This window comes from Streptomyces albicerus, assembly GCF_008905045.1.
GTDB lineage: Bacteria > Actinomycetota > Actinomycetes > Streptomycetales > Streptomycetaceae > Streptomyces > Streptomyces albicerus.
In genome coordinates, this window is the sequence record NZ_VWMY01000029.1 from 22347 (window position 1) to 36762 (window position 14416).

Here is a 14416-nt window from a genome sequence, read left to right on the forward strand (position 1 = left end):
GGGGGTGTTCAGCGGGCGGCGCGGGCTTCGCGGGGCAGCCAGTCGAAGGCCTCGGCGCTCGGGCGGTCGCCCGGCTTGTACTCCAGGCCGACCCAGCCCTCGTAACCGGCCTTCTTCAGCTGGTCGAGGAGCTCCTGCAGCGGGAGCGAGCCCGTGCCCGGAGCGCCGCGGCCCGGGTTGTCGGCGATCTGCACGTGACCCGTCTTGGCCGCGTACTGCTCGATCACCGACGGCAGGTCCTCGCCGTTCATGGACAGGTGGTACAGGTCCATCAGGAACTTGGCGTTGCCGAGGCCGGTCGCCGCGTTGACCTTGTCGACGATGCCGACGCCGGCCGGGGCGGTCACCAGCGGGTAGAGCGGAGACTCCGGCTTGTTGAGGGTCTCGATCAGGAGGGTCGCGCCGACACGGTCGGCGGCCCGGGCCGCGAGCGCGAGGTTCTCCAGCGCGAGCGCGTCCTGCTCGGCCGGGTCCACGCCCTCGACGCGGTTGCCGTACAGGGCGTTGAGGGCCCTGCAGCCCAGCGACTGCGCGAAGTCGGCGGCCACGTCGATGTTCGCGCGGAACCGCTCGGACTCCTCGCCGGGAATCGACAGCGCGCCCCGGTCGGGACCCGGCAGCTGCCCGGCGTAGAAGTTGAGGCCCGTCAGCTGGACGCCCGCGTCCTCGATCGCCTTCTTCAGGGCGTCGAGCTCGGCGCGATCGGGGGTGGGGGAGTCGACCCAGGGCCACCACAGCTCGACCGCGGTGAAGCCCGCCGCGGCGGCGGCCGCGGGGCGCTCCAGGAGCGGGAGCTCCGTGAAGAGGATCGACAGGTTGACGTTGAAGCGCTGCTCTGCGGCCGTGCCCAATTCAAAACCTGGCATCTGGGTCTGCGCTCCCTTCCGTATCGAGATCCGTATCCGAGATCCGGTGCGACTTCGGCGCGCCGTGTCGTTTCCGTATTGTGGAAACTTGTTTCTGCTTAATGGAAGATTGCCTGTGGTTCGGGAGCAGTGTCAAGGGCGCTCGCAAAAAAGTGCCCCCGCGCAGGTCGCGCGGGGGCACTCGGAGGGGCTGGCCGGAGGGATTGGTCGGAAGGGCTGGTCACAGAGCGTCGACGGCGCTCACCTTCCAGCCCTCGGGCGTACGGGTGAGCGTCATCCGTACCCGGTTCAGGTCCATGCGGGATCCGGTGACCTGGGTGCTCTTGGTGACCTGGTTGACGAAGAGCAGCACGACCGCCTTGTCGGGTGAGGCCGACACGACGGAGGCCGCGGGGGCGCCGCCGCCGGCGGGCTTCACGACCGTGGCCTTCACGACCCCCTCGTACTTCCTGGCCGTCGGCCCGACCACCGCCTTGGTGGTCTTCCGGTACTCGTCACGGAAGTTCCCGGTGAGAAGGCCGCGCGCCGCGGAGAAGTCGCGGTCCAGGTGCCGGTAGTCGTACGACAGCACGACGGGCGCCGCCTTCCGCGCAGCCGCGAGCGCCTGCCCTCGCGCCTCCTCGGCCCGTCGCTCCTGCCGGTACTGCCACCCGAGCACGGCGACGGCGACCAGACCCGCCGCGAGCAGGACGCACAGGACCGCGGTGAGCAGCCTCTTCCGGGACCGCCGTGCCGTCGTACCGGAGTCGGGATCGTCCTCCTGTGGCGATGTCTCCTCCGGCGATGCCTCGTCGGGCGAGGTCTCCTTGAAGGAATCCGGCGACGGCTCGGGCGGATCGTCCCAGCCGTCCGGGACCTCGATGAGCACGGTGCGCCCGGAGAGCGGGCTCACGGGCCGCGGTGGCGCCTCCTCGTCGGCGGCCGCCGGGCCCGGGCCCGGATCGGGGGCGGTGCGCTCCGCGCGCTTGGCAGCCGCGCGGGCGGCCGCGGTCACGGTGTGGCGGGTGGGGGTACCGGATCCGCGGCCTCGGGTGGTGGGCTTCGCCACGGTCTTACTCCTCACTGGTCGTACGACGGGGATGCGGTCAGCCGACGAACTCGACGTCCGAGGTCAGCCAGCGGCCGTCGACCAGGACGAGGTCGAGCTGCAGCCGGTAGGTGCGCGCCTCCCCCTTGGGCACGGCGGTGTTGGTCACCTTGCTGTCGGCGACCACCAGGACGCGGGCGGAGCGCTCGTCGGACCGGGTGATGCCGGCTTCGAGGACCTGGCCCTCGGACACCGACTTGTTCTGGGCGACCAGTTCGGTCAGCTCCTTGGTCTGCCCGGCGAACTGATCCCTGAAATCGCCGGTGGCGCCCTTCAGCACGTTCCCGCTGTCCCGGTCGTAGTGCCGGTAGTCCAGCGAGGTGAAGTTCAGCGCCGACTGGCGGGCCGCCGCCAGGATGTCCTGGCGGCGCTGCTCCGCCTCGTGCTGTCCGTACAGCTGGACGCTCAGCCATACCGTCAGCACGGTGGTCAGGACCGTCGCCGCGGCGAGCCCTGCCGACAGTGCCCTGCGGCGCTGGCCCCCGCTCATGCCATGGCCCACGCTCATGCCATCGCCCCCGCTCATGCCATCGGTCCGACGAGCAGCCATTGCCACGACTCCTTTCCGAAGACGGTCTGCTGGCCGCCTGTCGAGCCGAGCTCGACGGGCGTTCCGTCCGGGCCGGCGACGGCGCCGGTCTCCGGGTCGTACGGGGCGACGTACGCCGCCTGATCCGTGCCCCGGGCGCCGGCCGACGCTCCAGGGGCGTTCTGCGCGCCGCGTACCGAGGTGTCGCCGCCCCGTGGGGCCGTGCACCGGGCGTCGGTGTTCGCCTCGCGCGTGGTCGTGTCCGCGGGGTCGCGCCGCCGGGTCCCGTATCCCTGGGTGCACGGCGGCGGATCATCGGCGTTCACGACCAGCCCGAAGTGGGTGGTGCCGTCGCCCGGGATCACGGTTTCGCTGCCCGCGACCACCACCGGGAGGGTGACCAGGGCCTGCTCCACACCGGGCAGCCGGGCCAGCGTGACCTGTCCGCCGCTGATCAGATTGGCCAGCAGCACCGGCAGATGCGGCCGGACGGACTTGAGCAGCGAGTCGACCTCCTGCGCGGCGGGCGCCGCGTTGCCGATCAGCTTCCGCAGGTCCCCGTCGCTCTTCTTCAACTCCGCGGTGAGAGAGGCCAGATCGCGCGAGAACGACTTGATGGCCGAACCCTTGTCGGCCTGCGTCTTGAGGACCTTCCGTGAGTCCTCGATCAGCGAGATCGTCTGGGGGAGCGAGCCGGAGGCCGACTCGACCAGCTCGTTGCCCGAGTCCACCAGCCGGCTCAGCCGCGGGCCGGTGCCGGAGAAGGCCTTGCCCAACTCGTCGACGGTGATCCGCAGATCGTCCTTGCCGACCGAGTTGACCAACCGGTCCAGACTGAGCACGAGATCGGTGGCGGGCAGCGGCACCCGCGTGCTGCCGCGCGGGATCGTGCTGCCCTCCAGCAGATACGGGCCGCCGGACCCGCGCGGCTGCAGGTCGACGTACTGCTCGCCCACCGCCGAACGGTTCGCCACCACCGCCAGGGTGTCCGCCGGGATGCGCGGCCCGCCGTCCTCGATGTCCAGGGACACCGAGACGCCGTCGGAGCCGGTGAGCCGCAGCTCGCCGACGCGGCCCACCGGCACCCCGCGGTAGGTGACCTCGGCGCCGGTGAAGATGCCCCCGGAGCCGGCGAAGTCCGCCCGCACGGTGTAGCCGCGGTCGAGGAGGCCGTCCACCAGACCCGTGTACTCGGCGCCGACATACGACACCCCGACGGCGGTGACGGTGGCGAAGGCGAGCAACTGCGCCTTGACCGTACGTGTGATCACGGCTGTATCCCCTTCAGCATGAGCTCCGCGAGCGCGAGGTCGATCCCCGGAGGAAGGCCGCCGGAGTCCCCGTGGGCCGCGTAGCTGCTCGTACACACCGGCGGGCACAAGGGCCCGCCCCCGGAGGGAGCAGACGGCGCCGACGGGGACGGCAGGCCCGGCGCGCTCGGCAGCGCCGTGGGCGTCGGCACGCCGGGCAGGTCCGGGAGATCGGGCAGGTCCGGGGTCCCGGGCCCCTCGTCGCGGTCCCGGTCCCCCTCGCCGGGCTTCTCGGGCTCGTCGCCGAGGTTTCCGTAGATGCCCGCCAGATCGAGGTCGGCGGTCACCTTGAGGTTGACGTAGTCACCCTTGATGGCGTCCACCACGTTGCGCGGGAACGGGTAAGTGGTCAGCAGCTCAAGGGAGTTGGGCAGATCGTCGCCCGCCTTGTTCAGCTGCCGGAGGATCGGCCTCAGCAGCTTCAGGTTGGCGACCGTGTCGTCCCGCGAGCCGTTGACCACCTTGGTGCCCGCCTTGCCCAGCTTCGACAGGGCGGTGAGCATTCTCGTCAGATCGCGCCGCTGGCCGGCGAGGACCTTCAGCGCGGGCGGCATCGTGTCGACGGCCGTGGCGATCGTCTTCTTCTCCTTCCCGAGCCGCTTGGCCAGCCGGTCGATGCCCTTGAGCGCGCGGACGATGTCCGCGCGCTGCTCGTCGAGGCCGCCGAGGAACGTGTTCAGCTCCTTGAGCAGGGACTTGACCCGGTTCTCCCGGCCCTCCAGGGCCTTGTTGAGCTCCACGGTGATCGTCTTGAGCTGGGCCACTCCGCCGCCGCCGAGCAGCGCGGACAGGGCGGACAGCACCTCCTCGATCTCCGGGTTCCGGCCGCTTCGGGACAGCGGGATCCGGTCGCCGTCGCCGAGCCGGCCCACCGGTTCGGCTCCGGGCGGGGCGGACAGCGCCACGTACTTCTCGCCGAGCATGCTGGTCTGCCGCAGCCCGGCGACCGCGTTGGCCGGCAGCTTCACCGAGTCGGCGACACGCAGCCGCACCCGGGCGTGCCAGCCCACCAGCTCCACCTTCTCGACGGCGCCCACGGTCACGTTGTTGACCTTCACGGCCGACTGCGGGACCAGATCGAGGACGTCGCGGAACTCGACGGTGATCCGGTACGCGTGGCCGTCCGCGGCGGCGCCTCCGGGCAGCTGGACGTCGTACCAGCCGTTGAATCCGCAGCCGGACAGCAGCAGCGAACCGACCCCCGTCCAGGCAGCCGCCCGGCTCTTGCGCGCGACACTCATGCGCCGGCCTCCAGGATTCCGCCGAGGGTCCGGTCGACCGTGCCCGTGCTCGGCACCGCCGACGCCTTCGGCAGGTCCGGCAGGGACGCGAACAGCTTCTCCAGCTCCCGGCAGTCGGGGTTCTCGCCGCCCTCGTCCCCGGCTGTCCTGAGCAGGGAACACAGCAGCGCGGCGGGATCCTGCGGTCCGTCGGGGTTGTTGCGGGTGTCGAGGGTGCCCGCGGACGCGTTGTAGGCGTTCTGTAGGTTGGACAGTCCGGTGGGGGCGACCTCCAACAGCTCCTCCAGCGCCGCCCGTTGGGTGACGAGCACCTTGGTGACCTTGCTGAGGCCCCGCACGTTCGAGGCCAGCGACTTCTTGTTCTTCTTCACGAAGTCGGACACGTCGCCGAGCGCCGTCCCCAGATGCCTCAGCGCCGCCGCGAGGTCCTTGCGCTCCCCGGCGAGCTGCTTCGCCACCTTGGCGAGGCTGCTGTTGAACGACCGCACATCCTTGTCGTCGGCCGCCAGAGCGGCGGTGAACACCTGCAGATTCCGTACGGTGCCGAAGAGGTCCCCCCGGCCGTCGGACAGCGTGGTGACCGCGAGCGAGAGATCCTCGACCGTCTGGTTCAGGTTCTCGCCCTGGCCTTCGAGGTTGTCCGCGCTCACCCCGAGGAGCCGCGACAGGGAGCCCTCCTTGTTGGCGCCCTTCGGGCCGAGCGCCTCGGACGTCGTGTGCAGGCTGTCGAAGATCCGGTCCAGCTCGACCGGTACGGCCGTACGTGCCTCGGGGATGACGTCGCCGTCCCGCAGCACCGGGCCCTTCCGGTACACCGGCAGCAGCTGTACGTAACGGTCGCTGACCACCGAGGAGTTGATGATCGCGGCTTCGGCACCGGCCGGGACCCGGCGCCCCTTGTCGTACTCCAGCTCCACCCGCACCCGTCCGCCCTCCGGCGTGATCTTCTTGACCTCACCGATCCGGACGCCGAGGACACGTACGTCCGAGCCCGGGTAGATGCCGACCGTGCGCGGGAAGTACGCCGTGACGCGCACGGTCTCCGAGCGAGGCCACCACACGACGGCGAGCGCGGCGACGACGGCGAGGGCGGTGAGGAGGGCCACGCGGCGTGCGAGAGGTGAACTGCCGTGTATCAGGGGTGTCTTCATCGCGAGCCCTCCGTCCGGGGCACCACAGGAGCGGCCACCAGGTTCTGGATGTAGCTGTCGAACCAACGGCCGTTGCCGAGCGTGTTGGTGAAGACCCGTACATAGGGAGCGAGCAGCTTGACGCTCCGGTCGAGACTGGACTGATTGCGTTCGAGCATCTCCACCACACGCTTGAGACCCTTGAGGGCGGGTCCGATCTCCTTGCGGTTGTCCTCGACCAGGCCGGAGAGCTGGATGCCGAGCGCGGCCGAGCTCTTGAGCAGGTTGTGGATCGCCGTGCGCCGCTTGTTGATCTCCTTGAAGAGCTTGTCGCCGTCCTTGACCAGGGCGGAGAAGTCGTCGGAACGCTCGGCGAGCACTCCCGTGACCCCGTTGGCGTGGTCGAGGAGCCCGCGCAGCGCCTTGTCGCGCGAGGCCACCGTCCGGGAGATCTTCGACAGGCCCTTGATGGACGCCCGTACCTCGGCGGGCGAGTCCTGGAAGGTGGTGGAGATCGTGTCCAGCGCCGTCGCCAGCCGTTCCGTGTCGACCTCCTCCGTCGTGGTGGTCAGATCGCTGAACGCCTGCACGACGTCGTACGCCGGAACCGTGCGGCTCAGCGGGATCTCGCTGCCGGGCCTCAGCTGCCCGGGCCCCTTCGGCCGCAGCGCGAGGTACTTCGCACCGAGGATCGTCTTGACGCGGATGGCCGCGCCGGTCGCGGTGCCGAACTCCGGGTCGCCCTTGACCTTGAAGGTGACCTTGACGTGGTCGCCGTCCAGGTCGACTTCCTTGACCTTGCCGACCTTGACGCCGGCGATCCGCACCTCGTCGCCCGGCTTGAGCCCGCCCGCCTCCGAGAAGGCCGCGCTGTACGTCTCGCCGTCGCCGATCAGCGGGAGGCTGTCGGCGTTGAACGCGGCCACGGCCAGCAGCGCGAACGTGGTGAGACCGACGGCGCCGATGACGACGGGGTTCCGGTCCCGGAAGGGGACCGGGCGAGGCAGGAGCCGTATCCGGGGCAGTCTCGGCGGCCAGATCCTCGGCAGTCTCGGCAGCCTCGGCCGCAGGAACCTCAGCAGCTTCGGCGGATCGACGCGTACCTTCACGAGCGGTTCCGGGCGGGCCTTGCGGGAGGGGAAGCGCTTCGTCATCCGCCGCACCTCGCCCTCGCCACATGCAGCTCGGGAGTGAGCACCTGCTCCGTCTTCGGCAGCACGACGCGGCCGTCGAAGTCGCAGAGATAGAAGTTGAACCACGAGCCGTAGGAGGCCGTCCCCGTCAGCTCGTTCAGCTTGTTCGGCAGCCGCTTCAGCACACCCTCCACGGTCTTCTCGTTCTTGTTGAGCGTGCCGGTGAGATCGGTCAGCTCGGCGATGTCGTCCTTCAGCGGCGGGCGGGCATCCTCGAGCAGCCCCGAGGTGGCCTTCGTCAGGTCGCCGATGCTCACCAGCGAGTTCCCGATGGGCTTGCGGTCGGCGGACAGACCGGAGATCACCCGCCGCAGTTGCTTGAGCAGCCCGGAGAACCGGGCACCGCGCTTGTCTAGCGTCTCCAGCACGGTGTTGAGGTTGTCGATCACGGAACCGATCAGCTTGTCGCGGCCGGCGAGCGTCGTGGTGAGCGAAGCCGTGTGCGCGAGCAGGCTGTTGACGGTTCCGCCCTCGCCCTGCAGTGTCTTGATGATCTCGGTGGCGAGCTGGTTGACGTCGTTCGGGCTGAGCGCGGCGAACAGCGGCTTGAAGCCGTTAAGCAGCGCGTTGAGGTCCAGCGCGGGCTGGGTCCGCGACAGCGGAATCGTGCCGCCGGGCCGCAGCCGGGTGCCGTCGCCCGCGCCCTCGGTGAGCGCGATGTACCGCTGCCCCACCAGGTTCCGGTAGCGGACGACGGCATGGGTGCTGATGAGCAGGGGGCGGTTCTCACCGACGGTGAAGGTCACCTCTGCCAGCGTCCGGTCCTTGATCCGGATGCCCTCGACCTCGCCGACCCGCACCCCGGCCACCCGGATGTCGTCGCCCTCCTCCAGGCCCGTGACGTCGCTGAACACCGCGCGGTACGTGTGCTCGGGGGTGAGGGAGATGTTGACGATGGTGGCGGCGAGCAGCGCCGTCGCCAGGACCGTCACCACCGCGAAGAGGCTGAACTTGACCAGCGGAGCGGCGGTCTGCCGCGCAGTTGTTCTCTTCATGCGACACTCACCGCCGTCCCACGGGCCATCGGGCCGAACAGCAGAGTCGCGACCGGTGGCACCTCGTCGGCGGGTACGCCCAGGACGGGCGCCACCAGCGAACCGACCGCGCGCTGCTCGGCCCTGGTCGCCGACACACCGGCTTCGCCACCCGAACTCCCTTTCGCCGTACCGTCGTTGAGTTTGGTGTCGGGTGCGGGCACCCGGGGGTTCGGGAGCCCACGGCAGTCGGGCCCGGACCGCTCGCCATAGCGGGGCTCCTCACCGGGTTCGTACGCGGGCCGCTGGCGGACGACCTCGAGGGTGATGCGCATCTCGCCGCCCCTGAACGCCTCTTCCGACGCCTCCTCCTGTCTGACCAGGCCCTCGAGGAGGCATGGGTACTCGGGGGAGTAGCGGGCGAAGAGGTCCAGCGTGGGGCGGGAGACCCGGCCGAGGGTGATCAGCCGGTCTCCGTTCTCGTCCAGGAAGTCCTCCGCGGTGCCCGCGACGGTGGCGGTCGTGGTGAGCGCGGCGGCCAGCCGGTCCTGCTCCTCGACGAGGGTGCGGCTGGTGGTGACCGTGTTGCGCAGGATCTTCATCAGGTCGGGTGCCGCGTCGCCGTACACCTCGGCGACATCGGCGAACCGTGCGATGTCCTCCTGGAGGGACGGCATGTGCGGGTTGAGCCGGCGCAGGTAGTCCTCGACGCGGGTGAGGTTGTCACCGATCCGGTCACCGCGGCCGTCGAGCGCGGTGGCGAACGCCGAGAGCGTGGCGTTGAGTTCGCCGGGCTTCACCGTGCGCAGCAGCGGCAGCAGATCGTTCATCAGCTGCTGCAGCTCGATGCCGACCCTGGTGCGGTCCTGGGTGATGACGTCCCCGGCGCGGATGTGTCTGCCGACGGAGCCGCCGGGCGCCACCAGGTCGACGTACTTCTCGCCGAACAGCGTCTTGGGCAGCAGCCGTGCGTGCACGTCGGCGGGGATGTGCGCGACGTGCTCCGGCTTGAGGGCGATGTCGAGCGTGGCCTTCTCGCCGTCGGCCCGCACCGAGCGCACCTCCCCGACCAGCAGCCCGCGCAGCTTGACGTCGGCGCGTGGATCGAGCTGGTTGCCGAGGCTGTCGGCCTCCAGGGTGACGCGTACGACGGAGGTGAACGCCTGCTGGTACACGGCCACGGCGAGCGACAACAGCAGCGCAAGCACGGCGATGAACACGACCCCGTAAAGCCGCAGTCGCAGTACTCCCACGGCGCTCACCCCGCGATCCGTACGGTCGTGCTGGCGCCCCAGATCGCCAGGCTGAGGAAGAAGTCCAGGACGTTGATCGCGACGATCGAGGTCCGCACGGCGCGGCCCACCGCGACCCCGACGCCCGCCGGTCCGCCGCTCGCGTGATAGCCGTAGTAGCAGTGCACCAGGATGATCACGACGGCGAAGACGATCACCTTGCCGAAGGACCACAGCACGTCGACCGGCGGCAGATACTGCTGGAAGTAGTGGTCGTAGGTGCCCGCCGACTGCCCGTAGTAGCCGGTGGTGATGGTCCGGGCGGCGAAGTACGAGGACAGCAGCCCGATCACGTACAGCGGGATCACGGCGACGAAACCGGCGATCATCCGGGTCGTCACCAGGAACGGCAGCGAGGGGACGCCCATCACCTCCAGCGCGTCGGTCTCCTCGCTGATCCGCATCGCGCCCAGCTGGGCGGTGAACCCCGCCCCCACCGTCGCGGACAGCGCGAGCCCCGCCACCAGCGGGGCGATCTCCCGGGTGTTGAAGTACGCCGACAGAAACGCCACGAAGTTGGACGTGCCGAGCTGGTTGAGGGCCGCGTACCCCTGAAGTCCCACCTCCGTGCCGGTGAAGAACGACAGGAAGGCGATGACGCCGACCGTGCCGCCGACGACGGCGAGGGCGCCCCGGCCGAAGCTCACCTCGGCGAGGAGCCGCAGGATCTCCTTCTTGTAGCGGCGCAGGGTACGGCCGGTCCAGGCCAACGAGCGTCCGTAGAAGGCGAGTTGGGTGCCCAGCTCTTCGAGTGAACGAAGCGGGCGGTCGAGAGGTCGCATCGACTAGCCCCTCTGCGGAACGACTTGGAAGTACACCGCGGTCATCACGAAGTTCGTCAGGAACAGCAACATGAAGGTGATCACCACCGACTGGTTCACCGCGTCGCCCACGCCCTTCGGCCCGCCCTTCGCCGTGAGTCCCTTGTACGAGGCGACAATCGCGGCGATCGCGCCGAACACCAGCGCCTTCAGCTCGGCCGCCCACAGGTCGGAGAGCTGCGCGAGGGTGGTGAAGGACGCCAAGTACGCGCCGGGCGTGCCGTTTTGGAGGATGACGTTGAAGAAGTAGCCGCCCGCGACGCCGACCACCGACACCAGGCCGTTGAGCAGCACCGCGACCACCATCGACGCCAGCACCCGGGGCACCACGAGGCGGTGGATCGGGTCGATGCCGAGCACCTGCATCGCGTCGATCTCCTCGCGGATCTTGCGGGCTCCGAGGTCCGCACAGATCGCCGTGCCGCCCGCGCCCGCGATCAGCAGCGCGGTGACGATCGGCGAGGCCTCGCGCAGCACGGCGAGCACCGAGGCGGCGCCCGAGAAGGACTGGGCGCCCAACTGCCGTGTCAGGCTCCCGATCTGCAGCGCGATGACCGCCCCGAAGGGGATCGAGACGAGGGCTGTCGGCAGGATCGTGACGCTCGCGATGAACCAGGCCTGCTGGATGAACTCCCTTGCCTGGAAGGGCCGTCGGGGCATGGTCCGCAGGACGTCCAGGGCCATCGCGAAGAGGCTGCCCGTATGCCTCAGCGCTCCGGTCGGCGACAGGCTCATGCGTCGGCCACCTCCTTGCGGTGCAGCTCGGCCTCGCGCCGGGCGATCGCCTCCCAGCGGGGCGGGCGGATGATGCCTGGGCCCGGCAGCAGGCGGGGAGTCAGATCCTGACTGCCGGGTGTCTTCGGGTCCGCGCCGTCGCCGAGCCGCGCCAGCTCCTGCTCCACCTGGGCGGCGTCCTTCTCCTCCGCCATGCCGATCGGCCCCTGCATCCGGCCGTTGAGGAACTGCCGTACGACGGGTTCGTCGCTGGTCAGCAGCTTCTCGCGGGGGCCGAACATGACCAGCTCCCGCCGGAAGAGGAGCCCGATGTTGTCCGGCACCTGCCGGGCCGAGGCGATGTCGTGCGTGACGATCAGGAAGGTCGCGTCGATCTGGGCGTTGAGGTCGACGATGAGCTGGTTGAGGTAGGCGACGCGCACCGGGTCGAGGCCCGAGTCCGGCTCGTCGAAGAGGATGATCTCCGGATCGAGCACCAGTGCCCGGGCCAGGCCCGCCCGTTTGCGCATCCCGCCGGATATCTCGCCGGGCAGTTTCTCCTCGGAGCCGATCAGCCCGACCATGTCCATCTTCTCGAGCACGATCCGCCGGATCTCGCTCTCGGACTTGCGGGTGTGCTCACGCAGCGGGAAGGCGATGTTGTCGTACAGACTCATCGAGCCGAACAGCGCGCCGTCCTGGAACAGCACACCGAACAGCTTCCGCACCTCGTACAGATCGTGCTCACGGAGCTTGGTGATGTCCCGGCCCGCGATCCGGACCGAGCCCCGGTCCGGCTTCAGCAGCCCGACGAGCGTCTTGAGGAACACCGACTTGCCCGTGCCCGAGGGGCCGAGCATGACCGAGACCTCCCCGGCGGGCAGCGTCAGCGACACGTCCTGCCAGATGACCTGGTGGCCGAAGGACTTGGTCAGCCCTTCCACGCAGATCTCGACACCCATCCGGTTCACCCTTCAGCCGCGGAACAGCTCCGACATCTGCTCTACGGGGAGGGGCGGGGCGTCCGTCGCGGCGGAGGAGGATTTTTTTCGGACGGGTACCGGCGTCTTACGGGAGTGCGCTCAGGGTGGGTACGCCGACCGGGGCGGACGACACGTCGGGAGCGTCCGGCCCCGTCGGGACGGCGGACTTGACCGGCACGCGCGGGGTGGCCGGCAGCTCCGGGGAGTCCGGCAGCTCCGGGACCTCAGGGACGTCCGGCACCTGCGGTACCTGAGGCACCTGCGGGGCCGCCAGCGTCGGCAGCGGAGACAGCGGGGCTTCCGGCAGGGAGGGCAGGGACAGCGGCACGAGCGGCAGACCGCCGGCCGACTGCGTCGCCTCCCGGCCGTCAGGCGCCGACATGGCCGAGGGCTCGCGTGCCTCCCGGGACCCCGCCCGGTCGCCGCCGTCGGGCCCGAGAGCCTCCGGGACCTGCGACACGGAGGGGCGGGGAGCCGCACCCTGTCCGCCCCAGTCGTGCGCGTACGGCAGGACGAGTCCCGCCACTGCCAGGGTCGCCGCCGTCGAGGCCACCACCACGGCCTGCGCGTTGCCGCCTGTACGCGGCCGGCCCCGCCCGACCAGGAACAGGGCGAGCCCCAGCGTCCCGGCCAGCGAATTGCGCAGCGTCCTGCGGGCCCGGGCCAGCAGCGACTCGACCGTCCGGTAGCTCAGCCCCATCCGCACGGCGACCTGACCGACGTCCAGGTCCTCGGACTTCAGCCGGAGCGCCTCCGCCTGGCGGGCCGGCAGCTCCCCGCTGCGTACGGCCAGCCACTTCGCCTCGGCCCGGTCGCACACCGCCTCCTCCACCGGCACCGGTCCTGGCGCGATCAGCGTCGGGCTGCTGCGCACCTCGGCCTCGCGGTTGACCTGCCGGTACCGGTCGACGCACAGCCGCATCGTGACCGTCGTCAGCCAGGCGCCGAGCCGCTCGTCGTCGAGATCCGGGCGTTCCGCGGCGCGCAGCATCGCCTCGTGCACGGCGTCCTCGGCGTCCTCCGGGCTCATCGACCGGCGGCGGGCCACCTTGAGCAGTTGCTCGCGGTGGCCCCACATGCGCTGCCAACGGTCGTGGGCGGCCTGTATCTCCGCAGGCATGTCGGTCGCCATGTGGGCCCCTTCGCGCTCTCGCCGGGCCTCTGCCGCCCGGCGGGGGGCGACATTACCGCCCGGTAGTCGCGGTTGTGGAGGGGCTGGGGCTCATCGAGTTCTCATCGTTGCCGCCGGTCAGCGGACCGGTGCCGGGCAGCACCGCGTCGCCGGGCAGGTCGACGTCCGGGCCGGGCAGCGGGATCACGGGCTCCTCCGACTCCTCGGCCCCGCCCGCCGGACGCGAGGCACTGGGGGCGGGGGAGGGGCTGGACGAGCGGGATCCACCGTGGCCCGGGCGGCCCGGGCGGCCCGGTGACGTCGGTGCGGGCTCGGGCGTGGCCCCGGACCGGGAAGGCTCCGACCGCTTCGGGCGCGGCGGGGCGGACTCCGCCGAGTGGTCCGGCACCACCCGGTGCCCTTCCAGGAAGTACGCGAACCACGCCCTGACCGTCCGGAGATAGGCCCGCGAGCGGTTGTAGCCGAGGATCGCCCGATCCAGGTCGCCGGGATCGGAGAGGTCCCTCCCCGCGCACAGATAACGCCCGGCGGCGAGCGCCGCGTCGAAGACGTTGTTCGGGTCGGCACGCCCGTCGCCGTTCCCGTCAGCGCCCCAGGTCGCCCAGGTCGACGGGATGAACTGCATCGGGCCGACCGCGCGGTCGTACACCGAGTCCCCGTCGTACGCTCCGCCGTCGCTGTCCCGGATGACGGCGAAGCCGTTGCCGTCCAGCCGCGGCCCGAGGATCGGCGCCGGGGTCGTACCGTCCGCGGACACCCGCCCGCCGCGCGCCTGCCCGGACTCCACCTGGCCGATGGCGGCGAGCAGTTGCCAGCGCAGATGGCAGCCGGGGGCGCTGCGCGCGAGCTCGGACTCCGCCTCCCGGTACGCGGCGAAGACGCTCGCGGGCAGGGCGCCGGCCACCACCGGCGCCTCGCTCTCGCGTTCCCGGGTCCGCAGCGGCGGGAGCCGGGTGCGGTACGGAGTGTCGCCCGACACGCTCGGCCCGTGCGTGACGGGTGCCTTCTCCGCGGGCGCGGCCGCCCGTGCCGATACCGCCCCCGGTGCCTGTGACGCGGTCAGCGCCGCCATGGCCGCCGCAGCGATCGCCGTACCCTTGGCGCCTCTGAGTCTGTGCCCCGCCATGTTGCCGTCCCCTCCCTG

14 protein-coding genes are annotated in these 14416 nt (G+C 70.8%); all 14 read right to left on the reverse strand.

Annotated features, from left to right (window positions below; genetic code table 11):
• Window positions 1-8: 8 nt before the first annotated feature.
• The 14 genes from GAS53_RS26060 to GAS53_RS26125 all read right to left on the reverse strand — a co-directional run bounded on the left by GAS53_RS26060 (window position 9) and on the right by GAS53_RS26125 (window position 14398).
• Window positions 9-866 carry a TIM barrel protein gene (locus GAS53_RS26060; protein WP_192583282.1) on the reverse strand — a complete coding sequence of 286 codons (858 nt, stop codon included), beginning with the start codon at window positions 864-866 and terminating at the stop codon, window positions 9-11.
• A gap of 220 nt (window positions 867-1086) precedes the next feature.
• Window positions 1087-1914, reverse strand: coding sequence for a hypothetical protein (locus GAS53_RS26065; RefSeq protein WP_151480139.1), 828 nt, complete (start codon window positions 1912-1914; stop codon window positions 1087-1089).
• Between the two features lie 37 nt (window positions 1915-1951).
• Window positions 1952-2461 (reverse strand): hypothetical protein, encoded by a 510-nt coding sequence (locus tag GAS53_RS26070; RefSeq protein ID WP_151480140.1) that lies wholly within the window; start codon window positions 2459-2461, stop codon window positions 1952-1954.
• A 14-nt stretch (window positions 2462-2475) separates the two neighbouring features.
• The gene (locus GAS53_RS26075; protein WP_151480141.1) at window positions 2476-3753 is read right to left on the reverse strand and encodes an MCE family protein; all 1278 of its coding nucleotides are present in this window, start codon (window positions 3751-3753) and stop codon (window positions 2476-2478) included.
• Window positions 3750-5033: an MCE family protein gene (locus GAS53_RS26080; protein ID WP_151480142.1), complete on the reverse strand. Its 1284-nt coding sequence runs from the start codon at window positions 5031-5033 to the stop codon at window positions 3750-3752. Before GAS53_RS26080 ends, GAS53_RS26075 begins: the two co-directional genes overlap by 4 nt.
• The gene (locus GAS53_RS26085) at window positions 5030-6184 is read right to left on the reverse strand and encodes an MCE family protein (RefSeq protein ID WP_192583283.1); all 1155 of its coding nucleotides are present in this window, start codon (window positions 6182-6184) and stop codon (window positions 5030-5032) included. The genes GAS53_RS26080 and GAS53_RS26085 overlap by 4 nt, the downstream gene beginning before the upstream one ends.
• Entirely contained in the window at window positions 6181-7317 is a 1137-nt protein-coding gene (locus tag GAS53_RS26090) for an MCE family protein (protein ID WP_151480143.1), read from the reverse strand. Before GAS53_RS26090 ends, GAS53_RS26085 begins: the two co-directional genes overlap by 4 nt.
• On the reverse strand, window positions 7314-8351 hold the full coding sequence (locus tag GAS53_RS26095) for an MCE family protein (protein WP_151480144.1): 1038 nt from the start codon (window positions 8349-8351) through the stop codon (window positions 7314-7316). Before GAS53_RS26095 ends, GAS53_RS26090 begins: the two co-directional genes overlap by 4 nt.
• Window positions 8348-9583, reverse strand: a complete 1236-nt coding sequence (locus GAS53_RS26100) for an MCE family protein (protein ID WP_151480233.1) — start codon at window positions 9581-9583, stop codon at window positions 8348-8350. Before GAS53_RS26100 ends, GAS53_RS26095 begins: the two co-directional genes overlap by 4 nt.
• Before the next feature lie 5 nt (window positions 9584-9588).
• Window positions 9589-10404 (reverse strand): MlaE family ABC transporter permease, encoded by an 816-nt coding sequence (locus tag GAS53_RS26105; protein ID WP_151480145.1) that lies wholly within the window; start codon window positions 10402-10404, stop codon window positions 9589-9591.
• A 3-nt stretch (window positions 10405-10407) separates the two neighbouring features.
• Window positions 10408-11178, reverse strand: coding sequence for an MlaE family ABC transporter permease (locus GAS53_RS26110; RefSeq protein WP_151480146.1), 771 nt, complete (start codon window positions 11176-11178; stop codon window positions 10408-10410).
• Window positions 11175-12119: an ABC transporter ATP-binding protein gene (locus GAS53_RS26115; RefSeq protein WP_151480147.1), complete on the reverse strand. Its 945-nt coding sequence runs from the start codon at window positions 12117-12119 to the stop codon at window positions 11175-11177. The genes GAS53_RS26110 and GAS53_RS26115 overlap by 4 nt, the downstream gene beginning before the upstream one ends.
• 106 nt (window positions 12120-12225) lie before the next feature.
• Entirely contained in the window at window positions 12226-13272 is a 1047-nt protein-coding gene (locus GAS53_RS26120; protein WP_151480148.1) for a sigma-70 family RNA polymerase sigma factor, read from the reverse strand.
• A gap of 52 nt (window positions 13273-13324) precedes the next feature.
• On the reverse strand, window positions 13325-14398 hold the full coding sequence (locus GAS53_RS26125; RefSeq protein WP_151480149.1) for a lytic transglycosylase domain-containing protein: 1074 nt from the start codon (window positions 14396-14398) through the stop codon (window positions 13325-13327).
• Between the last annotated feature and the right edge of the window lie 18 nt (window positions 14399-14416).